General features: G+C 66.5%; 23 protein-coding genes. 5 read left to right on the top strand and 18 right to left on the bottom strand.

All coding sequences use genetic code 11. From position 1 onward, the window contains the following. Positions 1 to 83: 83 nt before the first annotated feature. Positions 84 to 344: a hypothetical protein gene (locus tag NXY83_RS03185; protein WP_258804663.1), complete on the top strand. Its 261-nt coding sequence runs from the start codon at positions 84 to 86 to the stop codon at positions 342 to 344. A gap of 90 nt (positions 345 to 434) precedes the next feature. On the opposite strand, the gene NXY83_RS03180 is transcribed toward NXY83_RS03185, so the two are convergent. The 5 genes from NXY83_RS03180 to NXY83_RS03160 all read right to left on the bottom strand — a co-directional run bounded on the left by NXY83_RS03180 (position 435) and on the right by NXY83_RS03160 (position 7,031). Beyond that, positions 435 to 671 carry a hypothetical protein gene (locus tag NXY83_RS03180; RefSeq protein WP_258804662.1) on the bottom strand — a complete coding sequence of 79 codons (237 nt, stop codon included), beginning with the start codon at positions 669 to 671 and terminating at the stop codon, positions 435 to 437. Between the two features lie 162 nt (positions 672 to 833). Further along, positions 834 to 2,423: a histidine ammonia-lyase gene (gene hutH, locus NXY83_RS03175; protein WP_258804661.1), complete on the bottom strand. Its 1,590-nt coding sequence runs from the start codon at positions 2,421 to 2,423 to the stop codon at positions 834 to 836. Positions 2,424 to 2,546: 123 nt separating this feature from the next. Continuing rightward, entirely contained in the window at positions 2,547 to 4,265 is a 1,719-nt protein-coding gene (locus NXY83_RS03170) for a urocanate hydratase (protein ID WP_258804660.1), read from the bottom strand. 207 nt (positions 4,266 to 4,472) lie between these two features. Continuing rightward, a complete protein-coding gene (locus tag NXY83_RS03165; protein ID WP_397427554.1) occupies positions 4,473 to 5,306 on the bottom strand; it encodes an IclR family transcriptional regulator in 834 nt (277 codons plus the stop codon). A gap of 237 nt (positions 5,307 to 5,543) precedes the next feature. Next, positions 5,544 to 7,031: an HNH endonuclease signature motif containing protein gene (locus NXY83_RS03160; protein WP_258806048.1), complete on the bottom strand. Its 1,488-nt coding sequence runs from the start codon at positions 7,029 to 7,031 to the stop codon at positions 5,544 to 5,546. Positions 7,032 to 7,171: 140 nt separating this feature from the next. Between NXY83_RS03160 and NXY83_RS03155 the strand changes: the two genes are divergently transcribed. Beyond that, on the top strand, positions 7,172 to 8,479 hold the full coding sequence (locus NXY83_RS03155; RefSeq protein WP_258806047.1) for an IS256 family transposase: 1,308 nt from the start codon (positions 7,172 to 7,174) through the stop codon (positions 8,477 to 8,479). A gap of 392 nt (positions 8,480 to 8,871) precedes the next feature. Here NXY83_RS03155 and NXY83_RS03150 read toward each other — a convergent pair whose 3' ends face one another. Then, positions 8,872 to 9,843 carry an NAD(P)-dependent alcohol dehydrogenase gene (locus NXY83_RS03150; protein ID WP_258804659.1) on the bottom strand — a complete coding sequence of 324 codons (972 nt, stop codon included), beginning with the start codon at positions 9,841 to 9,843 and terminating at the stop codon, positions 8,872 to 8,874. Between the two features lie 237 nt (positions 9,844 to 10,080). After that, positions 10,081 to 10,944 carry an SDR family oxidoreductase gene (locus tag NXY83_RS03145; RefSeq protein ID WP_258804658.1) on the bottom strand — a complete coding sequence of 288 codons (864 nt, stop codon included), beginning with the start codon at positions 10,942 to 10,944 and terminating at the stop codon, positions 10,081 to 10,083. A gap of 121 nt (positions 10,945 to 11,065) precedes the next feature. On the opposite strand from NXY83_RS03145, the gene NXY83_RS03140 reads away from it, so the two are divergent. Continuing rightward, the gene (locus NXY83_RS03140; protein WP_258804657.1) at positions 11,066 to 11,443 is read left to right on the top strand and encodes a winged helix-turn-helix transcriptional regulator; all 378 of its coding nucleotides are present in this window, start codon (positions 11,066 to 11,068) and stop codon (positions 11,441 to 11,443) included. Between the two features lie 219 nt (positions 11,444 to 11,662). Further along, complete coding sequence (locus NXY83_RS03135; RefSeq protein ID WP_258804656.1) at positions 11,663 to 11,938, top strand: hypothetical protein; 276 nt, start codon at positions 11,663 to 11,665, stop codon at positions 11,936 to 11,938. Positions 11,939 to 11,988: 50 nt separating this feature from the next. Here NXY83_RS03135 and NXY83_RS03130 read toward each other — a convergent pair whose 3' ends face one another. Then, entirely contained in the window at positions 11,989 to 12,738 is a 750-nt protein-coding gene (locus NXY83_RS03130) for a 3-hydroxybutyrate dehydrogenase (protein WP_258804655.1), read from the bottom strand. A gap of 154 nt (positions 12,739 to 12,892) precedes the next feature. Between NXY83_RS03130 and NXY83_RS03125 the strand changes: the two genes are divergently transcribed. Beyond that, positions 12,893 to 13,789, top strand: a complete 897-nt coding sequence (locus NXY83_RS03125) for a LysR family transcriptional regulator (RefSeq protein WP_258804654.1) — start codon at positions 12,893 to 12,895, stop codon at positions 13,787 to 13,789. On the opposite strand, the gene NXY83_RS03120 is transcribed toward NXY83_RS03125, so the two are convergent. The 10 genes from NXY83_RS03120 to NXY83_RS03075 form a co-directional block, all read right to left on the bottom strand. After that, positions 13,786 to 14,739 (bottom strand): spermidine synthase, encoded by a 954-nt coding sequence (locus NXY83_RS03120; RefSeq protein WP_258804653.1) that lies wholly within the window; start codon positions 14,737 to 14,739, stop codon positions 13,786 to 13,788. The genes NXY83_RS03125 and NXY83_RS03120 overlap by 4 nt on opposite strands. Before the next feature lie 74 nt (positions 14,740 to 14,813). Beyond that, the gene (gene rfaE2, locus NXY83_RS03115; RefSeq protein WP_258804652.1) at positions 14,814 to 16,358 is read right to left on the bottom strand and encodes a D-glycero-beta-D-manno-heptose 1-phosphate adenylyltransferase; all 1,545 of its coding nucleotides are present in this window, start codon (positions 16,356 to 16,358) and stop codon (positions 14,814 to 14,816) included. Continuing rightward, positions 16,355 to 17,827, bottom strand: coding sequence for an aldehyde dehydrogenase family protein (locus tag NXY83_RS03110; protein WP_258804651.1), 1,473 nt, complete (start codon positions 17,825 to 17,827; stop codon positions 16,355 to 16,357). Before NXY83_RS03110 ends, rfaE2 begins: the two co-directional genes overlap by 4 nt. A 41-nt stretch (positions 17,828 to 17,868) precedes the next feature. Next, positions 17,869 to 18,570, bottom strand: coding sequence for an SDR family oxidoreductase (locus tag NXY83_RS03105; RefSeq protein WP_258804650.1), 702 nt, complete (start codon positions 18,568 to 18,570; stop codon positions 17,869 to 17,871). 34 nt (positions 18,571 to 18,604) lie between these two features. After that, a complete protein-coding gene (locus tag NXY83_RS03100) occupies positions 18,605 to 20,092 on the bottom strand; it encodes a PfkB family carbohydrate kinase (RefSeq protein ID WP_258804649.1) in 1,488 nt (495 codons plus the stop codon). After that, positions 20,089 to 20,817 carry a D-sedoheptulose-7-phosphate isomerase gene (locus NXY83_RS03095; protein WP_258804648.1) on the bottom strand — a complete coding sequence of 243 codons (729 nt, stop codon included), beginning with the start codon at positions 20,815 to 20,817 and terminating at the stop codon, positions 20,089 to 20,091. The genes NXY83_RS03100 and NXY83_RS03095 overlap by 4 nt, the downstream gene beginning before the upstream one ends. Next, on the bottom strand, positions 20,814 to 22,067 hold the full coding sequence (locus NXY83_RS03090; RefSeq protein ID WP_258804647.1) for a glycosyltransferase: 1,254 nt from the start codon (positions 22,065 to 22,067) through the stop codon (positions 20,814 to 20,816). Before NXY83_RS03090 ends, NXY83_RS03095 begins: the two co-directional genes overlap by 4 nt. After that, a complete protein-coding gene (locus NXY83_RS03085) occupies positions 22,064 to 23,098 on the bottom strand; it encodes a glycosyltransferase (RefSeq protein WP_258804646.1) in 1,035 nt (344 codons plus the stop codon). Before NXY83_RS03085 ends, NXY83_RS03090 begins: the two co-directional genes overlap by 4 nt. Further along, positions 23,095 to 24,183 carry a glycosyltransferase family 9 protein gene (locus NXY83_RS03080; RefSeq protein ID WP_258804645.1) on the bottom strand — a complete coding sequence of 363 codons (1,089 nt, stop codon included), beginning with the start codon at positions 24,181 to 24,183 and terminating at the stop codon, positions 23,095 to 23,097. Before NXY83_RS03080 ends, NXY83_RS03085 begins: the two co-directional genes overlap by 4 nt. Beyond that, a complete protein-coding gene (locus NXY83_RS03075; protein ID WP_258804644.1) occupies positions 24,183 to 24,719 on the bottom strand; it encodes a D-glycero-alpha-D-manno-heptose-1,7-bisphosphate 7-phosphatase in 537 nt (178 codons plus the stop codon). Before NXY83_RS03075 ends, NXY83_RS03080 begins: the two co-directional genes overlap by 1 nt. Between the last annotated feature and the right edge of the window lie 150 nt (positions 24,720 to 24,869).

The raw sequence follows: 24,869 nt of genomic DNA, 5'->3' as shown, positions 1-24,869 counted from the left end.
GGAGACAACGGTCATCTGACATTTGCAGCCGTGGCCGGTAGACTGGTCCAGCCCTCCGGCACCAAACAGAGAAAGTTCAGGACATGATGACAGCCACTTTGGAACACCTTCCGGCCGTTGCAGACTCCGAAGAAGCACCGGCCACCCGGTCCATCGACCTGGAATTCTCCAGCGCCCGCGAGGTACACGCCGGGCTGGAAGAGGCGGTTTCCGAACTGATCGAGGTGGCAGCCAAGGACGCAGGCTGCGGAATCCTGGTGACCAGGCTTCACCCGGGACGCTACACCGTGGCCCTGGACCAATCAGTTCCGTTCGGCGAAACCTACGAGGCCATCGCCGCCTGATCCGCCGGGCCACAGCAGGAACCCATACAACACAAATCCCCGCCCTGCCCAAGGCAGTGCGGGGATTCGTCGTTATATCTTCAGTGGCTGCTAACCGCGGCGGACCTGCACGCCGTCGGACTTCAGGAAGAGCTGCTTTTCCGCCGGACCCGCCGGCACAAGCCACAGAACGTTTCCGCTCTGGGACACCTCTTCCACCTCCCCGGCCGCGACCACATGCGCATGCTTGATGATCTCGACGCGGTCACCAACCTGGAGGGCCTTCCAGTTGGCTACCACGGCGGAATGGGCGTTGCGGTTCGATAAAACTGCCCCACGTGCTTTCATTTGAACTTCTACCCCTTTGTATACGTTCTGCGCCACAGCCTCTTTGATGTGACTTTTACTACATCTTCAGTTCTACTACACTCCCCGGCGTACAGCTGACCGTGTTGCCGGAAATTCCACTCCTTGGACAGGGGCAGCGCAGATGCTGAAGATGATTCGGCGTCAGGCAAGGGCGCCGACGGCTGATTCGGCTGCCCTGCGCACCTCCCCTGAGGCCACCAGCCGGTCTGCCGCTTCAAGCTCCGGCGAGAGGAAGCGGTCCGTTCCCGGCCCATCCACTACCTCGCGCAGTGCATTGACGACGGCGGTGCCCGCCGCTCCCGGCGTCAGAACGCCGCCGGAGAGCTGGGTGCGGATGTCCAGCGCCCGTGCCGAGGTGACCAGTTCAATGGCCAGGACGCGGCGCAGGTTTTCAACGGCCTTGCGAAGCTTACGGGCAGCGTGCCACCCCATGGACACGTGATCTTCCTGCATCGCGGAGCTGGGGATGGAGTCGACGGATGCCGGGACTGCGAGCCGCTTGTTGTCGGACACCAGGCCGGCCTGCGTGTACTGGGCGATCATAAGCCCGGAGTCCACTCCGGGATCAGCCGCAAGGAAAGCCGGGAGACCGTGGGAACGGGCGGGATCCAGCATGCGGTCCGTCCGCCGTTCCGCGATGGAGCTGAGGTCAGCTACGGCGATGGCCAGGAAGTCCAGGACATAGGCCACCGGTGCCCCGTGGAAGTTGCCGTTGGAACTGACGCGGCCGTCGGGCAGTACCACGGGGTTATCGATGGCCGCGGCCAGCTCACGGGATGCCGCCAGTTCGGCGTGGTCGATGGTGTCCCTGACGGCGCCGGCCACCTGCGGGGCGCAACGGAGCGAGTAGGCGTCCTGCACGCGGGAATCGCCCACCCGGTGCGAGGCAACGATGGGCGAACCGGACAGGACACGCAGCATGTTGTCCGCGCTTGCAGCCTGTCCGGGGTGTGGACGCAGGGCGGCATGGAGTTCGGGCAGGAACACCTGGTCCGTCCCCAGCAGCGCCTCGACACTGAGCGCGGCGGTGATATCCGCCGTCGTCAGCAACTGGCGGAGGTCTGCGATAGCCATCAGCAGCATGCCCAGCATGCCCTCGGTGCCGTTCACCAGGGCCAGGCCTTCCTTCTCAGCGAGGGTGACCGGCTCAATGCCGTGCTCGGCGAGCAGCTCCGCAACGGTGCGCTGGCCGGCGGCGCCGACCAATTCGCCGTCGGGCCCCTCCGCTTCCCCTTCTCCCATCAGCACAAGGGCGCAGTGCGAAAGCGGGGCAAGGTCCCCGGAGCAGCCCAGGGAGCCGAATTCACGCACCACCGGTGTGATGCCGGCGTTGAGGACATCCACCATGGTCTGCAGGACCACGGGACGGACTCCCGTACGGCCGGAGGCGAGGGTTTTGGCACGCAGGAACATGATGCCGCGCACCACCTCGCGTTCCACTGCCGGGCCCATGCCCGCGGCATGGCTGCGGATCAACGATTTCTGCAGCTGGGTTCGCAGCTCGTTGGGGATGTGCCGGTTGGCGAGGGCACCGAACCCCGTGGAGATGCCGTAGGCCGGGACGTCGCTGGAGGCGAGGCCGTCAATGTGGGCGCGCACTTTGGCAACGTTGTTGAGGGCTTCCGGGGCGATGGCCACCTTGGAGTTGTGGCGTGCGACGGCGACAACATCTTCGGCCGTAACGCCGCTGGAGCCGAGGGTGACGGTCAGCGGTTGATGGGATGGGGCCATGCGAACAGGGTTCCCTGGCCGTGGGCCCAGATCGGCGAGGGACCCGGCCTGAGCTTGCGAAGGCTGGGAGCCGGTGGGGCCGTGCGAGGTTAGGGAGTTCGTGGAGAGTGTCACTTGTGGTTCCTACTTCTTGGATTCTGCGGAATCTGCGGATTCCTTCATGGGGATGCGGACGCCGCGTTCCTGGGCCACGTCGAGGGCGCGGTCGTAGCCGGCGTCGGCATGGCGGATGACGCCCATGCCGGGGTCGTTGGTCAGGAGGCGCTCGAGCTTCAGGGCGGCGAGGTCGGTGCCGTCCGCGACGGAGACCTGGCCGGCGTGGATGGATCGGCCGATGCCCACGCCGCCGCCGTGGTGCAGCGAGACCCAGGTGGCACCGGAAGCGGTGTTGAGCAGGGCGTTCAGCATTGGCCAGTCGGCGATGGCGTCGGAACCGTCGGCCATGGCCTCTGTTTCGCGGTAGGGGGAGGCGACGGAGCCGGAGTCCAGATGGTCGCGGCCGATCACGATGGGTGCCTTGACCTTGCCTTCCTTGACCAGCCGGTTGAAGAGGAGCCCGGCCTTGGCGCGTTCGCCGTAGCCCAGCCAGCAGATGCGGGCGGGCAGGCCTTCGAACTCCACCCGTTCCTGGGCGGCGTCGATCCAGCGGTGCAGGTGCTTGTTCTCCGGGAAGAGTTCCTTGATGGCCTCATCGGTGACCCGGATATCTTCGGGATCCCCGGACAGCGCCACCCAGCGGAACGGGCCCAGGCCCTCGCAGAACAGCGGGCGGATGTAGGCCGGGACGAAGCCGGGGAACTCGAAGGCCCGGGTGTAACCGCCCTTGCGCGCCTCGTCGCGGATGGAGTTGCCATAATCGAAGACCTCGGCTCCGGCGTCCTGGAATTCCACCATGGCCTGGACGTGCCGCGCCATGGACGCCTGGGCCTTCTTGGTGAAGCCTTCCGGGTCCGCTTCGGCTTCGCGGTGCCATTCCTCCACGGAGACGCCCTCCGGGAGGTAGCTCAGCGGATCGTGGGCGGAGGTCTGGTCCGTCACGATGTCCACGGCCAGTTCGCCCGCCTTGTGCCGGCGCAGGATCTCAGGAAACACCTCGGCAGCGTTGCCGACGTAGCCGACGGACCAGCCGCGGCGCTCTTCCTTGGCTTTGAGCACCTTGGCAATGGCGGCGTCGAGATCGGTTTCCACCTCATCCAGGTAGCGCTTTCCGGCGCGGCGGCGCAGGCGGGTCTCATCGACGTCGACAATGAGGCAGGCGCCATCGTTCAGGGTGACGGCGAGGGGCTGGGCGCCGCCCATGCCACCGCAGCCGCCGGTGAGGGTAAGGGTGCCTGCGAGGGTGCCGTTCTCATCGCCCGTGAGCTTGCGCGCGATCGCGGCGAAGGTCTCGAAAGTGCCCTGCAGGATGCCCTGGGTGCCGATGTAGATCCAGGAGCCCGCGGTCATCTGCCCGTACATCATGAGGCCTTCGGCCTCGAGCCGGCGGAACTCGGGCCACGTTGCCCAGTCCCCCACCAGGTTGGAGTTGGCCAGCAGGACGCGCGGGGCCCACTCATTGGTGCGGAAGACGCCCACGGGTTTGCCGGACTGGACCAGCAGCGTCTCGTCCTTCTCCATGGTTTCGAGGGTGCGGGTGATGGCGTCGAACGCGGCCCACGAACGCACTGCACGGCCGGTGCCGCCGTAGACCACCAGGTCGTCCGGACGCTCGGCAACCTCCGGGTCCAGGTTGTTCATCAGCATGCGCAGCGGTGCTTCGGTCTGCCAGCTCTTGGCGGTGAGCTCGGTGCCGCGGGCTGCTTTGACCGGGCGGGCACCGGTGGTGAAATCGGCGGGTGCCATGATGGGCTCCTTTTCATCGTGCGTCTGTGGTGCAGGAGAAGTTCTGTATCAACTAAAGCCCTTGGCGGGCGGGCTTTATAGGGGTTTCGGAAGGACGGTGTCCGGTATGCCAGACGCTCCTCCCACCGTGTTCGCACTGTCTCCATGGACGCCCGAAAGGGGTTGAACAGGAGCCATAACTGGCAGCGCAGGTGGCAGGAGGGTCGGTTACTTTCCGGGGCGGCCGTGGATGCGGACCGAAAGCTCGTCTGCGACCTTTTGGACGCGTGCTGCCAGGACCGGCCATTCGTCGGCCTGCAACTTGTCCTCCAGGAAGGTGACCGCAACAGCCGCCGTGGGCCATCCAAGGTGGTCTGTCACGGCGGCGGCTATGGAGCCAAAGCCGGGAGTGACCTCGCCATGTTCGGTGGCGTATCCGCGTTGCCTTACCTGGTCGAGGTGGGAGGACAGGGCCGAGTACTTCATGATGGCCCCTTCCACCTCGTGCCGGGCGGTGAAGGCAGCGGCGTTGGGGTACAACGCCCGCACCTGGGACTTGGGCAGTGCCGCAAGGATGGCCCGTCCGCTGGCGGTGAGGTGGCTGGGGAGTCGAACGCCGACATCGGTCACCAGGGAAGGGCGGTTTTTAGCCCGCTCCTCCACGATGTACAGGACGTCCCGGCCGTGGAGCACTGCCAGGTGCGCGCTCTCCCCGAGGGCGTCCACGAGGGAGGCGAGCAATGGGCGTCCGAGGCGGGACAACGGTTCCTGCCGCGAGTATGCAGAACTCAGCTCGAAGGCACTGATGCCGAGCCCATACCGCTGCTCTTCATGGAGATGGAGCACAAATCCGTTTGCCTCCATCACGCCCAGCAGGTGGTACACACTGGACCGTGGCAGGCCCAGGGAAGAAGCAATTTGCGACGCCGCCATGGGTCCCCGGCGTGATGCCAACAGTTTGAGGATGCGCAGGGTGTTCTCGGCGGCCGGGACTTTGGATGCCACCTTAGGTGCCACGCTTGTTGCGCCGATGGCTTGCGGTCCTGCTTCCGTAGCTAACACCGTATGCTCCTTAATGCCTCACGTGGCCCCCGACCTATCCGGGATCCCGTACTTAACCATGCACCCTCACCGTCGCCAACGGCCGAACGAAGACTGTGCTTCTGTCTGATATTCCAGACAGAAGCGGCTTTGGAGTGGGTGGGCGCTGCAGCAGGCCTGGACGTGCAGCCTGGGTGTACATGTGGCCTGGCCGCATTCGGTCCTCAAAGCTGGCTTTTGGGCAGAGTTCGCGCAGCTTTAGAGTCGGAGGACTGCTTCCGAGGCCAGGAACAACTCCCAGTCCCCGAACGGGTCGACGGGCAGGACTTCAGGTACGTCATGAAGGTCCTCCCACCGGAGCTCTTCAGGTGAAAAATCATCGGCGGTTAAAAGGTCGCCGGGTGCAACATCCGCCCACGGATCAGAATGAAGCGGGGAATCCTGAGGCTGGAGTGCCGGCAGCTGCAGGTGCACAGCCGCTGGAAGGTTGGCAGCAGGAAGTTTCCAGGGAGGCGAGGTTTCCGATTCGCGGAGCGCTGGTGGCCAGTGTGGTGGTTCCCAGTCCTGGTGTTCGCTTTTGTAGTGCGGGCCCATGGGGGAGATCCAGCCGGGTGGTTCGTTTTTGGTGGTTCGTGTGGGTTTCCAGGCGCTGGTGTGTCGGAGCTTGTGGTGTTTGGGGCAGGGCTGGCCGAGGTTGCTGATCCCGGTGGTACCGCCCTTGTGCCAGGCGAGGAGGTGGTCGGCGTCGTTGTCGAGGGAGTGGTTGCTGCTGCCGGGGAACGGGCATTTGCCGTCCCGCATCTGCAGCCAGTTCCGCATGGCTTTGATGACCCGGTAACTGGTCCGGCCGATTTCCAGGGGCACGCCGTCCCTCGGGTCCACCAGCACCCGGTGGAAGGAGTCCGCACCCCCGGCGACGAGGTCCCTGGCCATCGAGGCGGGGATCGGCCCGTACCCTTCGGGGGTCGCCGGCTCGTCGGTCAGGCCCGGCAGCGAGAACACGGGAACGGTGACCAGCACCTGCGGCCGGATCGAAGATAACGGCCCGGGACCTGCGCCTTCCCCGTCCCCGTCGCCGTCGGCGTTGGCACCGGCAGCGGCAGCGCGGGCATTGTTTCCGCCGGTATTGTTTGCGCCGGTGAGGAGTGTTGAGGAGAATTCGTCGGCCCGCAGCTGGGAAAGTGTGCGGTGCTCGTCAGGTCCCTGCATTCCTCTGGAAAGGGCCGTGAGCCGGTTCCAGATCGCTTCGGCGGTGACCGCCGGCAGGCAGGCTGAGATCCAGGCCATCCCGTCATGGTCCGGGCAGTGTTCCACCCGCCGGTCAGCGACGGACCTGACGTGGCGCTTCTCCAGGCTCTCCAGGTGGTGGCGTTCGCGCCAGATCCTGGCTTTGGCCTTGAAACGGTACGCCGGCATCTGCCCGACCGGACACCCGCGGTCGGCGTTGGGCGCCTCGGGGTCCAGGAAGTGCGCCTCCAGGGCGGCGGCCGCGGCAGGGCCAAGGCTCAGGGTTTGCTCGACCATGGTCCGGGCGTACTGCCAGGAGATCGTCCCGGCCTGCAGGGCGGCCAGCGTGCGGGGCAACGACGTGGTCAGGGCATGGGACTCGCCCAGCAGGGCACCCGCGGCCCGGTCACCGATGGCCAGTACGCACCCGACCTCGGCCACCAGGTTCCGCTCCTGCGCTGTGGCCTCCTGCGGCGACCGGGCTGGAGAATTCAGCGACCTGGTGGCCTCGGCGAGCACCGCCACGGCCTGGGGGGTGTCAGATTGTTTGTGTAGGAGAGCTGTAGTCGCTGGATGATTGGAGAATCATTGTGGCTATGACGAAACCCCGTGAAGAGCTGGCGGAGGACCTGGCCCGTCGTGCAGCGGCGGCCGGCAGCATGGATGCGCTGAAGGCTTCCGGCGCGTTTGATGAGCTGATGGCGCAGATCGATTCCGGCCAGCTCGAACTCGATGGCAAGGACGGTTTCATCCAGCAGCTGATCAAGGCCTCCCTGGAACGCGGATTGCAGGCCGAGCTCTCCGGGCATTTGGGCTATGACAAGGGCGATCCGATCGGCCGTTTCCTGCCCAACTCCCGGAACGGGTCGTATGCCAAGACGCTGGGGACCTCCGCCGGGGACGTGGATCTGGCCGTGCCAAGGGACCGCGACGGGTCGTTCACCCCGCATCTGGTCCCGAAAGGTGCCCGCCGCACCGGGGGCCTGGATGACATGATCATCAGCCTTTACGCCGGTGGGATGACGGTGCGGGACATTGCCCATCATCTGCAATCCACGCTGGGGACCGAGCTTTCACACGAGACGATTTCCAAGATCACCGACGCGGTCCTGGATGAGGTCATGGAATGGCAGAAACGGCCTCTGGAGCCGCTGTATCCGATCCTGTACCTGGACGCGATCGTCGTCAAAGTCCGGGACGGACACCAGGTGCAGAACCGTGCCGCGCACATCGCGGTGGGCGTGGACATGGACGGCATCAAGCACGTCCTGGGCATCTGGGTCGAAGCCACCGAGGGCGCGAGGTTCTGGGCCGGGGTCTGCGCCGAACTGGCCAACCGCGGCGTGAAGGACGTACTGATTGTCTGCTGCGACGGACTCACCGGCTTCCCCGAGGCCATCGCAGCGACATGGCCGGCCGCGACCGTCCAGACCTGCGTCGTGCACCTGATCCGGGCCTCGATGCGCTTCATCGGCTACCAGGACCGCAGGAAGGTCGCTTCCGCGCTGCGGCCGGTGTACACCGCCCCGACAGCCGAGGCCGCCCAAGACGCCCTGGACGCGTTCGAGGCCTCCGACCTCGGCAGGAAATACCCCGCAACGGTCCGGACCTGGCGCAACGGCTGGGAGAAATTCATCCCATTCCTGGCCTTCCCCCCACCGGTTAGGCGCATCATCTACACCACCAACGCGATCGAGTCGCTGAACTACCAGCTACGCAAGATCATCAAGAACCGCGGGCACTTTCCCAACGACCAGGCTGCCGTGAAACTCCTCTGGCTGGCCATCTGCAACATCGAAGACAAACGCGCCAGCGACCGCGCGAGACTCGAAGGCAAGGCCCGGGGAAACCGTTCCAAGACAGTCGAAAAACTTATCGAAGGAACCTTCACGCAAGGATGGAGTGAGGCCCTTGGCGTCCTCGTCCTGAACTACCCCGACAGACTCGGGCCCTACCTCAACCGATAAGACTCCACCTCACTTACACAAACAACTTGACAGGCTCACGGCCTGCGCTTTTACTGCCGCCAGCTTCGCTTCCGACCGGGCCACCGCGGCAAGGGCATCCAACGCCCCATCAGCAAGACGCTGCAGCCCATCATTGGTCCCGACCGCAGCCCAGCACCCGGCTCCCTCATCAGGTCCGCCAGCAGCACCGGACGGGGCAACCTCCCTGCCCGTCAAGACAGCAGCAAAGGCAGCGACCGAAGCCTCAACCGCTTCCTCCGCCTCCACCACCACCGGGTTCATTTCCATACCCAAAGCATCCCCGGAGGGTCTGACAAAAACGCAGGGTGTCCATGTCCTCTGAAACGAGAGAAGGAGCTACATCCCAATACCGTCAGAGCCCCGCAGCCGCGTCAGACGCTGACAACAACTTTGCCGCGGCTTCGCCCCGCACGCAGGTAGGTAATGGCGGCCGGAGCTTCAGCAAGGGGAAAGACCTTGTCCAGCGCCGGCTTCACGCTGCCGGCTTCAATCAGCGAAGTCAGGGCCTCAAGATCCAGGTGGGTTTCCTTAGAGACGAGCCCTTTGAATTTCTGGCCGGAGAAAAGCGAAACAAAGGGCGCACCGAGTGAGCGCTCAAAGCCGCCGGTCAGCTTGCCACCCCTTTCGCCTCCAATGAGGACCAGCGTCCCCTTTGCCGCGAGCACGCGCCGCAGGATGGACAACGGCCTGTTGCCGGCCGTATCCAGGATGACGTCGTACCGCACCCCGGCGCTGGATATGTCCTCCTTGGTGTAGTCGATAACTGCATCAGCGCCCAGGGACCGGACAAAATCCACCTTGCCGGTACCGCAGACTCCGGTTACCTCAGCCCCAAAGGCTTTGGCCAACTGAACGGCAAAGGACCCCACTCCCCCGCCCGCTCCAATAACCAGCACCTTCTGGCCCACGGTTACCTCCCCCGCATCCCGGACAGCCTGAAGGGCAGTGACGCCGGAAATGGGTGCCGCGGCCGCTTCCTCGAACGTAAGATTCGCGGGCTTCGGCGCCACTTTGTCCTCCTTCGCGCAGACATATTCCGCGAAGGACCCTTCACAGGTTCCGTACACTTCATCACCTGCCCGGAAGCGGCTTACCCCCGCTCCCACAGCCTCCACAATGCCGGCCACTTCACGGCCGCGCACGGGAACCTTGGGCTTCCTGAGTCCATAGCCGAAGAGCCGAATCAGGAACGGCAGCCCGGTCATCAGGTGCCACACCCCCTGGTCGACGCCGGCCGCCCGCACCCGGATAAGTACTTCACCCTTCGTTGGCACGGGCCGGGTTACGTCGCGCAGCTCGAGCTCATCTGCTGATCCATAGACGTCCTGCACGACAGCTTTCATGCTCGATCTCCTTCGACCTGCTGGTACAGGGATACATCCTCAGGCAGTTCTGTCTCATTCGTCGGGCTCAAGAGCAGGCCCCAAACGTAAGGAAAAGCCGGCATCCAGTCAAGGCCTGACCGGCAGCAAGTCCTGAGCTCCAAGACAGGCAACTGACACGCCCCACTCCAACATCGATCCCAACGACGCAAAAAGGTGCCCGGTCCCCGCGGGGACCGGACACCTTCCCATTTCCGTCTAGGCCGAAGCTGCGGCGGACCGCAGAGCCTCGGCAAGTGACGTGGCCGGGCGGCCGATCAGCTTGCGAAGGTCACCCGTGCTGACCAGGAGGTCGCCGCGGGCAATACCCAGGTCTGAATCTGCCAGGATCTCTGCGAAAGCTCCGGGAATACCAACACCCTTCAGCAGGCCGGCGTAGTCCTCGGCAGGCAGGTTGTTGTAGGTGATGCCCTTGCCCGTCGCGGCGGTGATTTCGGCCGCGAGATCGGCCATGGTGAACGCTTCGTCCCCGCCCAGCTCATACACCTTGCCGGCCTGGCCGTCGGCTACCAGCACAGCTGCGGCTGCGTGGGCGTAGTCGGCCCGGGCCGCACCGCTGACCTTGCCGTCGCCGGCGCTGCCTGAGAGGGCGCCCTGCGCCAGGGTCCCGGGCAGTTGGTCGGTGTAGTTCTCCAGGTACCATCCGTTGCGGAGCAGAACGAAGGGGACACCGGATTCGCGAAGAACGGCCTCGGTAGCCTGGTGCTCGGCCGCCAGTTTCATGCCGGTGGTATCGGCGTTGGCAATGCTGGTGTAAGCAAGCAACTCCACGCCTTCGGCCTTGGCGGCCTCAATGACAGTGCGGTGCTGTTCCACCCGCTGGCCTATGTCCGTGCCCGAGATCAGGAGTACCCGACGGGCTCCCTTGAGGACCGCGGCCACGGAGGTGGGGTCCGAGTAGTCAATGGCGCGGACCTGGACGCCCTGCCCGGCGAAGTCCGCCAGTTTGTGCACCGAACGGCCGGTCGCGACGATGTCGCTGGCGGGAACGTTGCGCTCCAGCAGAGCCTCAATGACGTGGCGGCCAAGCTGTCCGGTAGCTCCTGTTATAACGATGCTCACGAGTAATCCTTTCGGGAAGTACGGGGTTGTCAAAGGGCATAACCAGGCAATGGCAGCATTACTTCCCAGAAAAGAGTACGCACTTTGAAGTAAGGTACTGACCCCGCGGTAAGCTGGACGCATGGAAGCAACAACGCATCCGTCTCCCCTGCCCATGAATTTTGCCGACGGCGTCTTCCCGGCCGGGTGCCCCAGCCGGACCCTGCTGGACCACATCACCAGTAAATGGGGCGTGCTGATCCTGCTGTCATTGTCCGAAGGCGAGCAGCGGTGGAGCGAATTACGACGGCGGGCCGAAGGCATCAGCGAGAAGATGCTCGCCCAGACGCTCAAGACACTTGAACGCGACGGCCTGGTCAGCCGGCACGCCCAGCCGGTCATTCCGCCGCGGGTGGATTACAGCCTTACTGAGAAGGGCTACGAGCTCAGCGCATTGCTCGTTCCGCTTGTTGGCTGGGCGTTCGACAACGCCGAGGACATCATCAACGGACCCCGCTGACCTCTACCAGCCCACTTGATCCCGAAAAGGCCGGTACTCGGGTTGGCAAGTAGTGGCTTCCCAAAAAACGAGTACCTGTTACTGGTGTGACTGATGTGAATAGCGCATAGCTTTGGCGTAAGGTGCCGGCCGGAATAGGAGGACCATCCTCTGCTGTGAGACTTCCGGCAACCAGCACCGCCAGGAAGCGGCATTTCGCCGTCCGAGGAGTTGGTACGCATGGTCAAGGGCTCTGTAGAAGATATGTCCGGCATGGGCCGCCCCATCAGCCTGGCTACCGCCGTGATGAGAACGTGGGGCAGGACCCGTAACAGGGTGCAAAAGCGCTTTGGGCCGCGCTCGCCCTACCGCATAGGGGACGCGGTAGTAGGCGACGATCCGTTCAACGGCAGGCGGGAGGGCGTCATCGTATCCCGGCAGGGAACGTCGGTGGGGGTGGAGACTGCCCACGGCGTCTTCTTCTACGACCATCGACAGCTGAAGCAGCTGGACTAGCCGCGGTGATGCGGCCAGCCCGGCTGCGGGATCTTCAGGCAAGGCGTCCTCTACCGGGCGGACCAGCCACCATCCATGGTGTAGCTGGCGCCGGTGACCATGCCGGCATGGCTGGACGAAAGCCAGGCAACCAGCGACGCCACTTCCTCAGGCTCCACCAAGCGCTTGATGGCTGACTCGGTGAGCATGACCTTGGCCAGTACCTCGGATTCCGGGATGCCGTGTACCGAGGCCTGGTCAGCCAACTGCTTCTCCACCAACGGCGTACGGACGTAGCCGGGATTGATGCAGTTGGAGGTTACCCCGTGCTCTCCGCCCTCCAGGGCCGTCACCTTGCTTAGTCCTTCCAGGCCGTGCTTCGCGGAGACGTAGGCACTCTTGAACGGGGAGGCGCGGATGCCGTGCACCGAGGACACATTGATAATGCGCCCGAACTTATTGGCATACATGTGCGGCAGGGCTGCCCGGATGAGCAGGAACGGCGCCTCCAGCATCAGGGTGAGGATCCGCCGGAAGTGGACGGGATCGAACTCCTGGATGGGGCTGATGCGCTGGATCCCGGCGTTGTTCACCAGGATGTCGCAGTCCAGGCTCAGGGTGGCGAGTGAGTCCACGTCCAGCAGGTCCACGGCCCAGGCGGTGCCGCCCACCTCATCGGCGAGGGTTGCGGCACCGGCGGAGTCGACGTCGGCCACCACCACCTTCGCCCCGCGGGACGCAAGTTCCCGCACGCACGCAGCGCCGATGCCGCTGGCACCGCCGGTGACAAGTGCCTTGCGCCCATTCAAGTTGTGTTCCATTCCTGTTCCCATCGTGCGCGTAGTCAATCGGTGCAACGGCCAGGCCGCTCAGTGCCTGGCAGCCGGAAGCCGTCCCTGACTTTCCTGAGTATTGCTGCACAAACATGTCGCTTCAATGACCAAAGCGGCACCAACTATGTGCACAATTGCAGATATGAACGCCAATCCGGACGACCTTCTGGTCCTGCTCGCGGTATCCCGCTCCGCCAAATTTACGACGGCGGCCCAGACATTGGGCCTGAACCACACCACCGTTTCCCGCCGGATCGCCGCGCTGGAGAAGGCGCTGGGCGGAAGAGTCCTGGCGAGGGCGACAGGTGGCTGGGAGCTGACCGAGCTTGGCCAGCAGGCAGTGCGCGTTGCGGAGCAGGTGGAGGCGGTCCTGGGCACGCTGGGGCCGGCGGGGAAGGCACCGGACCCCATTACCGGCGTCGTGCGCATGACAGCCACGGACGGGTTCAGCGCCTATATCGCTGCCCCTGCCGTGGCGCGGCTGCGCCGCGAGCACCCCGGGTTGAGCGTGGAGGTGGTGACCATGACCCGGCGGGCGCTGCAGCAGCGCTCCGGGCTGGACATCGAGGTGGTGGTGGGCGAGCCGCAGGTGCACCGTGCAGAGGCTATCCGGCTGGGCGACTACATGCTGGGGATGTATGCCTCGCGGGCCTACCTCGCCGAGCACGGGACACCGGCCGGCGTTGCGGAGCTCAATGGGCATCCCCTGGTGTACTTCGTGGACTCGATGCTGCAGGTGGACGACCTGGACGCGCCGCGGCGGCTGGTTCCTGCCATGCGGGACGGGCTGACGTCAACCAACGTCTTCGTCCATGTGGAGGCCACCCGGGCCGGAGCCGGCATTGGGTTCCTGCCCTGCTTCATGGCTGACCTTCACGATGACCTGGTCCGGCTGCTGCCCGGCGAGATCGCCGAACTGCTCCCCTACTGGATGGTGCTCCGGCCCGATTCTTTCCGGCGGCCCGCCGTCGCGGCTGTGGTCCAGGCGCTGCGGGAGCAGATGGCCGCGCACCGGGAAAAACTGCTGGGCAGGGGCTAAGCGTTTCCGGGAGGTCCGACCCCCGGGGCGGGATCGTGGCGGACCGGCGACCCTGTGGCGAAAGCGCGGACCTGCGCGTCGTCCCACAGGTGCGCCGGAACGGCCCCGCCCAGGAGCCGGCGGGCAAGCTGCGGGTCATCCGCGAAGGGAACATCGCTGCCGGCCATCACCATGTTTCCGTAACGCCGGCCCTTCAGCATGGCGGGGTCCGCGATGATGACGGTGTGTTTGAAAGTGGCCGCGATGGTGGCGGCGTCCTCGCGCGCGCTCTTCAGGTCCAGGGCGTCACCGGAGTTCACCACATAGAGGCCGCCCGGGGCCAGGACCCGCCGCACATGCTGGGTGAACTCCGCGGTGGTCAGGGAACGGGGAGTCAGGGCACCGGCAAAGACGTCCCGAATGATGAAGTCCCGTGTGTCGGCCGTGAGGGTTTCCGTCACCTCACGGGCCTCCCCCACCCGCAGGCGGAGCAGGGGCGCCTTGGGCAGGTCGAACCACCCGCGCACGTATTCTGCGAGCTTCCCGTCCAGTTCCACCACCACCTGCCGGGCGTCCGGGTAGACGGCGGCGAAGTAGCGCGCAAGCGAACAGGCGCCGCCGCCCAGGTGCAACCCGCGCAGCCGTGGGGAGGGGCCGGCAGTCGCTAAGGACGGGCCGGCAGGAGATGTGGACGACGGCGGCCAGCGCGACTCGATGAGCGCCGCCATCCAGCGCATGTACTCGAAGTCCAGGAAAAGCGGGTCCGCGAGGTCGATGTGCGAGCTCATGACGCCGTTAATCTTCAGGAGCCAGCCGGTGGAATTGTCCTGGTCCGCAATCAGCTCGCAGTCACCGGTATCGATGTAATAGACACCCTCCACAGGACCGTTTGGCCTGGTTCCCTTCGGCACTTCCACGACGCCCGCCGTCGGACGGCCTGCCCGGCCTCCTGACTTCCCGCGTTTCGCCATTACCCGTGCCGCGCCTCAGTCATGCTTCAACCCTAGACGAACGCCCCCGCCACCAGGGCCCCGGGCACAATGCCTCACGTCGCCGTCGCGGCGCCCTGCCCGTCCCGGATACGGTTCACGACGGCGGTGGTGGACCGTTCCGCCACATAGTCCAGGATGGCCACCCGGCCGCCGTACTCCTCAACTGCGGGGGTTTCCGCCAGCATTTCCGGGGTGTAGTCCCCGCCCTTGGCGTACACCTCGGGCCGAAGCTGCTTGATGAGGGGCGCTGCCGTGGGCGTGTCAAAGACCGTTACGTAGTCCACACAGCTCAGGGCCGCCACCACGGCTGCGCGGTCGGCCACTGAGTTGATGGGCCGGCCCGAGCCCTTGAGCCGACGGACCGACTCGTCACTGTTGAGGGCCACCACCAGGATGTCGCCCAACTGCTTGGCCTGGTTGAGATAGCGGGTATGGCCGCTGTGCAGGACATCGAAGCAGCCGTTGGTCAGCACAATCCGTTGCCCCTGTGCCCTGTGCACCTCAATCTGCCGTTCCAGTTCGTCCGCACCCAGCGCCGTATCCGCGAATGCCCGCAGGTAGCGGCTGAGCTGTTCGGTGCTGCAGACCGATGTGCCCGGCTGGTGCACCACCACGTCGGCAGCGGACTGCGCCAGGTCCAGGCTCGCCGTGAGCGGAAGTCCGGCCGATCGGGCCAGCGTAAGAGCTGCAACGAAGGTGTCGCCCGCGCCGGATGCCTGCTTCTCCGCTGCCGGGCGCGCCCACGTCCGGTGCCTGACGCCATCGGAAGTCAGGAGCACTGTGCCGTCGCGGTCCAGTGTGACCACCACGGCCCGGGCACCGGTGGCCGCCAGCAGCGCGTCGGCGTGTCCGCCCACGGCTTCAACCCGCTCCTGGCCGTCGGGAAGCCGCCTGTCCAGCATCCGCGCGGTTTCCTGGGCATTCGGCGTCACCAGGTCCGGACGCAGCGGCGCCCACGGGCGCGGGTCGTGGGAGTCGACCACGACCAATGGGCTGCGCCTTTTACCGTCCCCGCGCCGAGGGCCTGCGGCAAGGGCGTCCACCAACACGGCATGCACCGGATCCGCCAGGACGCCTGTTCCGTAGTCGCATACCAGCACAGCGTCCTGGCGTTCGACGGCGGCACGCACCGAGGCCGCGAGCGCGGCCAGCGCATCGTCCGGCACGGTTTTGGCGGAGTCGTCGAGGCGGAGCATCACCTGGCCGCCGCTGCTGATCCGGATCTTGGTGGTGGTCACCATGTCCGGGTGGGAGTGCAGGTGGCGGACGTCGATGCCGGCGGCCACCAGCTGGTTCTTCAGGTCCACTCCGGCGTCGTCGGACCCGATGATCCCCGCCACCGAGACCCTGGCACCCAGGGCGGCCAGGTTCATGGCGGTATTGGCGGCACCACCGGGCACTGATTCCCGGGCCTGGATGTCCACCACCGGGGCCGGAGCCTCCCGGCAAAGCCGTTCGATGCTGCCGCTCCACCAGCCGTCCAGCATCACGTCGCCGATCACCAGGATGCGTGGTTCTTCCGCTGCCAGCCTCCCTGGGAGCCATTCGGACAACGCCCGCTGGCTGGAGAGGTCCACGGTTTCCGGGGACATGCTCATTGCTGGTCCTGTTCTTCAATGGCTTCGTCCCCCGCGGATTCTTCCGGCCCGGCCCCGCGCATGGCAGCAGCAGGAGGAGCCGCGATGTGCACCACCTTCACCTGACTGAACTCATCCAGCAGTTCGGGCCCGTAGCCGAATCCGTGCCCGCTCTCGCCGCGTGGCTGGGCCGCCCCGCCGGGCGCGCCGCCGAAAACCTCGTTGATCTTTACGGTGCCCACAGGCAGGGACGCAACGGCCTGCTGGACGTGGGCCATGTTGCCGGTCAGGACTGTGGCGGCCAGGCCGTACTTGCCGCTGCAGGCCAGGCGCAGGCCGTCGTCGAACGTTTTGACCACCTGTACCGGGGCAACCGGGCCGAAGGTTTCCTCCGTCATCACCTGCATCTGCCCGGTGCAATCAAGCAATACGGTGGCCGGGTAGAAGGAGCCCTGCCCGTCCGGAAGGACACCGCCCTCCACCACCCGTGCACCCTGGTTGAGGGCGTCCGTGACCTGGGCGTGGACTTCATCCCGCATCCGCAGGTCAACCAGCGGAGCCACCGTGCCGTTGCTGTTGCGCAATGCCGCTTCCGCTTCAAGCGCAGCGCAGAACTCGGCGGCGATGGCCTCGTGCACATAAATCCGCTCGACGGCCACGCAGATCTGGCCGCTGTTGCTGAAGGCACCGATTGCAGCCTGCTCAGCCGCCCACGCCGGGTCCACGTCGCGGTCCACCAGCAGGGGATCATTTCCGCCGTTTTCCCTGATGACGTGGGCTCCGGTCAAGGCGCCCGCACGGGCGATCCGGGCACCGGACGCACTGGAACCCACATGCGCCAGCACATCCACTTCCGCCTGGGACAGGAGCGCACCGACGTCCGCTCCGCCGGAGAGAGTCAGGAACACGCCCGGCGGGAAGGCCGGCGCCAGGACCTCGCCAAGTGCCTCCCCCAGGCGCGGGCAGCGCTCGCTGGGTTTGTGGATGACGGTGTTGCCGGTGACCAGCGCTGCACCGATCAGGCCGCAGGCCACGGCCACGGGATCGTTCCACGGAGTCAGGAGGACGGCCACGCCCCTCGGTTCCGCCACTGTGTAGTCAGAGGCAAGCCGGTTGCCCCGCAGGCTGTGGCCGCGGTGCACCGGGCCCAGTTCAGCGTACTGTTCCAGGGTGGAGACACCGGCGGCAATCCCGGCCAGCGCTTCCTGGACCGGACGTCCCGTTTCGCTGGCGTTGAGCCCGGCCAATTCCTCCGCCGCAGCGTCGAGGGCCTTCGCGGCGGTGCGGAGCGCGGCACCCCGCTCGGCCGGGGCTGTGGCAGCCCAGTCACCGGCGGCGCTTCGCGCCACCTCCACGGCCTGGGTCACCGCAGCGGGTCCGGCTTCCGGCACAGTCCACAGGACTTCGCCGGTGCGCGGGTCGCGGATGGTGATGCCGGAGCCCTCGGCTGATTCCCGGCTTGTGGTCACTTCGGTGGCAGTTGTAGGCATGGTTTTCCTCCCGACGATTCCGTTTTAGTCCGTTTGCGGGCTTAGGGCCAGGAGCCCTCTTCCTCGTGGCAAATCAGCATTTCGCGGACTTCACACCCGGTCGGCTGCGACAGCGCGAACATGATGGCCTGGGCCACGTTGCCGGGGTCGTTGAGGCGTGAGTCGTCCTGGGGCTTGTACTGCTCGGTGCGGTCGTCGAAGAAGCGCGTCTTCATTCCGCCGGGGATCATGGTGGTGACGCCGATTTCCCCGCCGGTCTCCGCGGCGAGCGCGTGGCTGAAGCCCACCACCCCGAACTTGGAGGCGCAGTACGCCGTTGCATCGGCCACCGCGCGCTTGCCCAGCGTGGATGCGACCGTCAGTACCCTTCCATGGGTGGATTTGAGGTAGGGCAGGGCGGCACGCACCACCGATACTGTGCCCATCAGGTTCACCCCGATGACCTTTTCCCACTCGGCGGCTTCGACGTCGGCCAACTTGCCGCAGCGGTCGATGCCGGCCGCGGTCACAACGGCGTCCAGGCCGCCCATGGATTCGGCGGCTTCCCGCACTGCCTCTTCCACAGCCAGGCGGTCCGAGACGTCCACTTCAAACGCCTTCACGGCGGACACGTTGCTGATGTTGCGGTCCAGCACCACCGGTGTTCCGCCTGCCTTCAGGACGGCGTCGACGACGGCGGCTCCCAGTCCGGAGGCACCTCCCGTGACCAGTACGCGGCCAGGGGTTTTGGAGTCTGCAGTCATGGTGTTCCTTTCGATGGGGAATACAAGAAATTTGTCAGCTCACCTTGGCGAGCGCATCGGCAAGTCCCGTGGTGGAACGTGCCGGATGGAAGGGCACGGTGAGGCAGCGGCCGCCCCAGCTTTCCACCAGGTCTGCCTCGGGGAGACGGGCCCCTTTGTAATCGCCGCCCTTGACCCAGATGTCCGGGCGCAGGCGCTCCAGGGCGGCCTCCGGGGTGTCTTCCTCGAAGACCAGCACCGCGTCCACGCATTCCATGGCGAGCAGGAGTTCGGCCCTGTCATGCTGGCCGATGATGGGACGCTCGGGGCCCTTGAGCCGCCGCACCGAATCGTCCGAGTTCAGGCAAACGATCAGGCAGTCCCCCAGCTCACGGGCTGCGGTAAGGGACCGGACGTGTCCGGCATGCAGGAGGTCGAAGCAACCGCCGGTGGCCACCACGGTTCCGCCGTTCTGCCGGATCGAGCGGGCCAGCAGCAGCGGTTCCGTGGATCGGCGCCGTGCTGCCGCGGAGGATTCAGGTTTCCGCCCCGCAGGTTTTGTTGTGCGGTCCGGAAGCGCTGAGACCCCTCCCGCGGCCAGGAAGTCCGCGGCGTCATGGACCGCCAGTTCGGCTGCTTCCTCAAGGGTGCGCCCGGCCAGGAGGTGCACCGCGAGCCCGGCTGCCAGGCGGTCGCCCGCTCCGCACGGATCCCCGGCTTCCACGCGCGGGGCGGGAACGGGGTGCGGGGACGGGTGGTTCCCGCGCAGCAGGACCGCGCCCTGCTCCCCCTTGGTGACCAGGACTGCCCGGCTGTGCCATTGGTCCAAAAGGATCCGGCCAACCTCGGCGGCCTGGTCCTGGGGTGAACCGTCAGGCTGTGCATCGTCCTGCGGGTCCCCGGCCTGCGGTTCCTGCTTAGCGGCGTTGGCCGCACCGCTTTTCCCGGGTTGCGCATCATCCGGCATCCGGGACTGGGCGGCTTTGATCGCTTCGGCGAGGTTCGGAGTAACCACGGCGACCCCGGGCACGGGGTCCGGCCCGGCGGGATGGGGGTCCCAGATGATGGGAACCTGATCCGCCAGCCGGGCCAGGAGTTCCCGGAGCTGCGGGTTGGCTGCCACTCCCCTGCCGTAATCGGCAACGATGATCACTCCAGCCTTTTCCACGGCGCGGAGCATGGCGGGGCTGACGTCGGGAACCGGCGTCTTTTCGCATCCCTGGTCGAAACGGACCACGGGGTGCGATCCCGCCCGGACCCGTGTCTTGACCGGCGAGGGGTAGCCGCTGGGGCCTGACACCAGGCGCACTCCGGCAAGGTGCTCCTGGAGCTGCCGCCCGGCGTCGTCGTCGCCCAGCACGGTCACCAGGGTGACAGGCCAGCCGTCCTCGGCCAGCATCCGGGCCACCAGTCCGGCACCCCCGGCGCGTCGCCGGACGCCGGAAACATCCACTACCGGAACCGGGGCGTCGGGGCTCAACCGCGTGGCCTCACCGGACAGGTCCACGTCCAGCATGACGTCGCCAACCACCACAATCCTCATGGTCGGCCACCTCCCTTGGGCAATCCGGCTTTGCCGGGTACGGGCGCAACGGCGGGACTGCGGCGGGCCACCTCCAGGTCAAAGGCGCGGCACAAGGCGTGCAGCGCGATCAGGTGTCCTTCCTGCGCGTTGGCGTTGAGGGCCTCGATCATGACGGCCTCATTGCAGGCGTCGGCCAGCGGGTTGGGTCCCGCACCGGTCAGTGCCCAGGTAGTCACGTTGAGCCGGGACGCCACCTCGGCAGCCCGCAGCAGGTTGGGGCTCTTGCCGCTGGTGGACAGGAGCATCAGCACATCGCCGGAGCGGGCATGTGCCCGCACCTGCCGGGCGAAGACGTCGTCGTAACCGTAATCGTTGGCGATGGCGGTCACCGCCGACGACTCGGCGTGCAGGGAGATAGCGGAGAACGGGACGCGCTCGCCGTCGAACCTGCCTACCAATTCGGCGGTGAGGTGCTGCGCCTCGGCAGCCGAACCGCCATTGCCGGCGGCGAGGAGCCGCTGGCCGCGGAGCAGGCGCTGGGCCAGCTCCACACCCCAGGCGGCGAGCCTGCCGGACTGGTTTCGCAGCGAGTCGAGCGCCGGCAGCACGTTGTCCAGGTGGATCCGGACGGCATCGGCGCTGGCAGCATCCACGAACGCGGAACCTGGCAATACGCCAGGCAACGCGGACGGCGTGGTCAAAGCCCGCAGGTCGGCTTCCCTCAGGGACCATTCAGCAGTCACAGCACGGCTCCTTCCATGGGAACGACGCCGGCCGGGGCCTCCGCCACGGCAAGCTGGTAGGCCTTTTCGGTTTCTGCGGCCACCCGGTCCCAGGAATACCGGGTACGGGCGCGCTTCTGGCCCGCTTTGCCAAGCTCCGCCTGCAGGCTTGGGTTTTCAAGCAGCATGGCGAGGGCGGAAGCGATGGCCTCCGGGTCCCGTGGCGGCACGTGCAGCCCGGTGCCATGGTCCACCACTGTGTCCCGCAGGCCGCCTACGGCCGCCGCAACAACGGGAACACCGCAGGCCATGGCCTCCAGCGGGACGATGCCGAACGGTTCGTACCAGGGCGCGCAGACCACTGCATCGGCGCTTCGGAAGATCCCTGGCATTTCACCCCGGGAAACCTGGCCGTGCAGCGAAACGTGGTCCAAAACTCCCAGCTCGGCGGCCAGGTCCAACAGGCGCCGCACCTCAGGATCGGCGTGCAGCACGTACGAGTCCCCGCCGCCGCCCACAATCAGCAGTTCGACGTCGTCGAACCCGGCCTCGCGCAGGTACGGCAGGGCGCGGATCACCAGGTCCACGCCCTTCCGCGGCACCAGGCGGCCTACGGAAAGGATGCGGTGGCGGCGTTTCCTGGTGTCGACGGGCCCGTCTGCCGAGAAGAAGCCAAGGTCCACGCCGCAGGGGGCAATCGAAATCTTGCCGGTGGCGATGCCCATGGCCTTGAGTTCGAAGACCTCGTCCGAGCAGGTGGCTATGATCCTGTCCGCGGAACGCCCCACACCGGGTTCCAGCCAGCGGCGTTCCGCAGGGCTGGTGTCCTCGGCACCCTGGTGCCGCCGCTTGACGGTGCCCAGGGCGTGGAAGGTCTGGATGACCGGGACGCGGTATCCGGCATCGGGCCGCCGCGCTGCCTCCAGCGCAGCCAGCCCGGACATCCAAAAGTGCCCGTGCACCACATCCGGCGGCCGCTGCCCCCAGTCCCTGGCCACGCTCTCCGCGAGCTCTCCCATATAGGGAAGCAGCTCGTCCTTGGGGACATGGCGGGCAGGGCCCGCATCGATATGGACCACTTCGAACCGCCGGCTTACCTGCACCCGGGAGGGAAGCTCCGTTGCATCCCTGCGGGTGTAGACGGTGACGTGGTGGCCCCGTTTGGCGAGTGCCTCGGAAAGCGCCGCAACATGGACGTTCTGCCCCCCGGCATCCACCCCGCCCAGTGCCGCCAGCGGACTGGCGTGCTCGGAAATCATCGCGATTTTCATGGGGTCTTCCTCTCTCGCGCCGGGACAAGGATCCGCTCGTCCCGGTGCTCGTTGACGGAGTGCCGGGGCAGGCTGCGCAGGTCCGCCAGGAGCTCATCCCAGCGGTCCTGGAACTTGCCCAGGCCGTAACGTTCCAGTGCCGCCTCACGGGCGGCAATGCCCCGCCGTCGGGCTTCATCCGGATTGGTGACCAGCCGCCGCGCGCAGCGGAGCAGCTCGTCGATATCGGCGGAGACGGCGCCGGCCTCGGGCGGCACCGCCCGCGGCGCTTCGGTAGTTGCCAGGGCAACCACCGGCATTCCCAGGTGCATGGCTTCCAGGAGGGACAGTCCCAGGGAAGTCCAGCGCATCGGGTGTACGTAGACGCGGCAACGCGCCAGTTCACGGTGCAGTTCCTGCGTCCGCAGGTCCCCGCGGGCCGTCAGGCGGGATTCCCCGATCCCGGTGGCGGCTGCGAGTCCGTCCGTCTTCATGCCAAAGACCTGCAGCGGCGCGACTGAGGCGAATGCTGGAAGCAGGTCGGTACCCGTGACCCGGCCGCGGCGTACCGGCTCATTGACCACCACGCCCAGTTCGGCGAGCTCCCCCGTGTAGAGCTGGCCGGGGTCCGGGATGCCGTGCTCGATGACCAGGGTGGAAGCGGAACCGTTGTCCCAGGCGAGCCTGTTGAAGTGGGTCACGTGGACGATCGGGATGCTGTGCTGGTCCGCAAGCGGGTGGGTGGTGAATGGGAAGTCCCCCTTGGGTGTGTTGTGTTCGACGTACACCGCGGGCAGGTCGACGCCGGGGGTTCTTCCGAGTATCCGGGTGACCTCCCCGATTTCATCGGGGCGCTGGAGTACGACGGCGTCAACGGCGTCGGCGTCGAGCGTCGCCAGGTCCACCTCCCGCACTGAAGCCGGCCAGTCCCTGCCCGCACGGCCAAGCCCCCAGGCACCACCTTCCGGCAGCACGGGAAGCAGGTACTCGTGACGGCCACGCACAAAGGCGTCCGTCCAGGAACCGTGGACATGCCAGAGCAGGATTTTCATCTGTTGCGGGCCTTTCTACGGGTACTGACGTGGGTACTGAAGGAGCTCACTCCGCCGATCAGCCGTTCCACGGCTGCCACCACTTCCTCAGGAGAGACGGAGTCAAGGCAGGGGTGGCCCGGGACCGGGCAGACGCGGGCACGGGTCATCCGGCAGGCTGCGTTCTGGTCGCCGAGCAGTTCCAGCGGCACCCCGTAGGGTGCCCAGCGGATAGCCGGCACCACAGGTGCGAAGAGGCAGGCGACTGGCGTCCCCACGGCGGCCGCCAGATGCGCCGGACCGGTGTTGCCTGTGACCACGGCCTGTGCCCCTGCCATGACACCTGCCAACATGTGCAGGTCGGTACGTCCGCCGAGGTCCAGTGCGGAGGGACCTGCAACGGTTGCGGTCAGGGAGGTTTCACCCGGGCCGCCGGTTACCACCACCCGGTGGCCCGCACCCTGCAGGAGTTCGACAGCGGCCGCGTGGTGCAGCGGCGGCCAGGCCCTGGCCGGAACGGCAGCACCCGGATGGACCACCACATAAGGTTCGTTCCCCACCAGCCCCCGGGCATCGGGCACGGATGCCAGATGGAGCTTGCCGTCGTCGCCGGCGGGCAGCCGGAACCCGGCGGCCTGGGCGATGCCCAGCGCGCGTTCCGCCTCGGGCTGGTCCTCCGGAAAGTCCTCACCTGGCTTCAGCCGGACATCCAGCAGGGAGCCGGCGTAGTCGGTGGACGCGCCGGTGATCCGTTCCACGCCGGCAAGCCTGAGCAGCAATGCCAGCGGCAGCGGGGACTGGTGGAAGGAGGTCAGGATGACGGCTTCGGTAATCCTGGAATTACGGACGTAATCGATAAGCCGGTCTGCATGTGGACCGGTCATCTTTGGCGCAGGATTCATGATCCAGGGGCTGTCCCAGCTGTAGACCTCCGCAGCCCCGGGCAGCAGGCCGGCCACAGCCTCCCCTTGACGGCCGCACAGCATCACCACGTGGTTCGCGGCGCTGCCGTCAAGGATCAGGCCGTTTGCCACAGCACGCACAGCAGGCCCTGCAAGCAGGACATCGCCCATGCTGTCCAGCCGTGCCACCAGGACGCGGCCCATCAGGGCGCCCCCTGCAGCAGGCCGACGGCTGCCGCCAGGTCACGGGCCACCAGCCGCGCTGCAGCCACCTCCTCGGCCCGGGTCACCGGAGTGGGAACCAGCACGCCTGTTGCTCCAGCAGCTTCCGCAGCCCCGACGTCGGCCCCGATGTCCCCGATCAATGCGGCCTCGGATTCATGGATGCCGAGTTTCCGGCAGGCGCTGTGGACCATGCCGGGTGCGGGCTTCCGGCAGGCGCAGCCATCCTGCTCGGAGTGCGGACACACTTCCCACACGTCAAAGGGTCCCAGGAGTTCTTCCACCCTGGCGTTGACCCCTGCCACGTCAGCCTCTGTGATCAGGCCACGCGCAATGCCCGACTGGTTGCTGATGACGCCGGTTGCTATGCCCTCGGCCCGGAGGCTGTCCAGCACGGCTTTGGCGCCCGGCATCGGCCTGACCGACGCGGGGTCCCCGTTGTAGGGCACATCGATCACCAGGGTCCCGTCCCGGTCGAACAGGACAGCCCGGAGTTTGGAGGTTACGGAGCTTCCCATATCCACCCCGTTCCCCACTGCTGCTTCTGCTAAACAGGACCGCGGGCTTTTCTCGGCTTTCGGATGGAGAAGTTCCGAGCCGTTGAACAGGCAAGATAGGAATTTCAGTGACTGCTGCCGCCGCTTTTCAGCGGGACGGGGAGCTGCCCT

It is taken from the genome of Pseudarthrobacter sp. NS4 (genome assembly GCF_024758005.1).
Taxonomy (GTDB): domain Bacteria; phylum Actinomycetota; class Actinomycetes; order Actinomycetales; family Micrococcaceae; genus Arthrobacter.
Note: the sequence above shows the minus strand (reverse complement) of the source record. Positions and strands in the feature narration are given on the sequence as shown.

What these genes read in the sequence shown, in the direction of transcription:
- NXY83_RS03080 (WP_258804645.1), bottom strand. Translation starts at nt 24,183, where the DNA reads ATGGGCCGCGTCCTGGTGGCACGGCTGGACAGCATGGGCGATGTCCTG.
- NXY83_RS03170 (WP_258804660.1), bottom strand. Translation starts at nt 4,265, where the DNA reads ATGGCACCCGCCGATTTCACCACCGGTGCCCGCCCGGTCAAAGCAGCC.
- NXY83_RS03110 (WP_258804651.1), bottom strand. Translation starts at nt 17,827, where the DNA reads ATGCCTACAACTGCCACCGAAGTGACCACAAGCCGGGAATCAGCCGAG.
- NXY83_RS03075 (WP_258804644.1), bottom strand. Translation starts at nt 24,719, where the DNA reads ATGGGAAGCTCCGTAACCTCCAAACTCCGGGCTGTCCTGTTCGACCGG.
- NXY83_RS03100 (WP_258804649.1), bottom strand. Translation starts at nt 20,092, where the DNA reads ATGAGGATTGTGGTGGTTGGCGACGTCATGCTGGACGTGGACCTGTCC.
- hutH (WP_258804661.1), bottom strand. Translation starts at nt 2,423, where the DNA reads ATGGCCCCATCCCATCAACCGCTGACCGTCACCCTCGGCTCCAGCGGC.
- NXY83_RS03155 (WP_258806047.1), top strand. Translation starts at nt 7,172, where the DNA reads ATGGATGCGCTGAAGGCTTCCGGCGCGTTTGATGAGCTGATGGCGCAG.
- rfaE2 (WP_258804652.1), bottom strand. Translation starts at nt 16,358, where the DNA reads ATGAGCATGTCCCCGGAAACCGTGGACCTCTCCAGCCAGCGGGCGTTG.
- NXY83_RS03130 (WP_258804655.1), bottom strand. Translation starts at nt 12,738, where the DNA reads ATGGAACACAACTTGAATGGGCGCAAGGCACTTGTCACCGGCGGTGCC.
- NXY83_RS03085 (WP_258804646.1), bottom strand. Translation starts at nt 23,098, where the DNA reads ATGAAAATCCTGCTCTGGCATGTCCACGGTTCCTGGACGGACGCCTTT.
- NXY83_RS03135 (WP_258804656.1), top strand. Translation starts at nt 11,663, where the DNA reads ATGGTCAAGGGCTCTGTAGAAGATATGTCCGGCATGGGCCGCCCCATC.
- NXY83_RS03105 (WP_258804650.1), bottom strand. Translation starts at nt 18,570, where the DNA reads ATGACTGCAGACTCCAAAACCCCTGGCCGCGTACTGGTCACGGGAGGT.
- NXY83_RS03090 (WP_258804647.1), bottom strand. Translation starts at nt 22,067, where the DNA reads ATGAAAATCGCGATGATTTCCGAGCACGCCAGTCCGCTGGCGGCACTG.
- NXY83_RS03125 (WP_258804654.1), top strand. Translation starts at nt 12,893, where the DNA reads ATGAACGCCAATCCGGACGACCTTCTGGTCCTGCTCGCGGTATCCCGC.
- NXY83_RS03120 (WP_258804653.1), bottom strand. Translation starts at nt 14,739, where the DNA reads ATGGCGAAACGCGGGAAGTCAGGAGGCCGGGCAGGCCGTCCGACGGCG.
- NXY83_RS03180 (WP_258804662.1), bottom strand. Translation starts at nt 671, where the DNA reads ATGAAAGCACGTGGGGCAGTTTTATCGAACCGCAACGCCCATTCCGCC.
- NXY83_RS03150 (WP_258804659.1), bottom strand. Translation starts at nt 9,843, where the DNA reads ATGAAAGCTGTCGTGCAGGACGTCTATGGATCAGCAGATGAGCTCGAG.
- NXY83_RS03140 (WP_258804657.1), top strand. Translation starts at nt 11,066, where the DNA reads ATGGAAGCAACAACGCATCCGTCTCCCCTGCCCATGAATTTTGCCGAC.
- NXY83_RS03185 (WP_258804663.1), top strand. Translation starts at nt 84, where the DNA reads ATGATGACAGCCACTTTGGAACACCTTCCGGCCGTTGCAGACTCCGAA.